The organism is Cupriavidus sp. SIMBA_020, assembly GCF_046535395.1.
In the GTDB taxonomy this organism is placed as follows: Bacteria; Pseudomonadota; Gammaproteobacteria; order Burkholderiales; family Burkholderiaceae; genus Cupriavidus; species Cupriavidus campinensis.
In genome coordinates this window covers 1-267 of sequence record NZ_JAWRWU010000718.1, presented here as the reverse complement: position 1 = coordinate 267, position 267 = coordinate 1, and the positions used below count along the sequence as shown (strand labels likewise).

Annotated in this window: 1 protein-coding gene; it reads right to left on the bottom strand. The window is 65.5% G+C overall.

What is annotated here, in order from left to right; all coding sequences use genetic code 11:
• Positions 1-99: 99 nt before the first annotated feature.
• Positions 100-267, bottom strand: a 168-nt coding sequence (locus SB751_RS31210; RefSeq protein WP_410749171.1) for a cupin domain-containing protein, incomplete at its 5' end; no start/stop codon positions are given.

The following is a 267-nucleotide window of genomic DNA, read 5'->3' as shown; positions in this document are numbered from 1 at the left end:
ATCGGCCGCTTGGGCTTGCCGGGCACCGGGTTCTTCATGGGGCCGGCATCGATGCGGACCAGCCGCGATTGATCGTGCTTCACTGCGCTTTCCTTGGAATCAATGCGCCGCCACCACCAGCACTTCGGCCGCGCCGCGGCTGACCGTGCGCATGCGATGCGGCAGTTCGGAATCGAAATAGAGGGAATCGCCGGTGTCCAGGCGGAACTCGCGTTCGCCCACCCGCACCTCGATGGCGCCCTTGAGCACCAGCAGGAATTCCTCGCC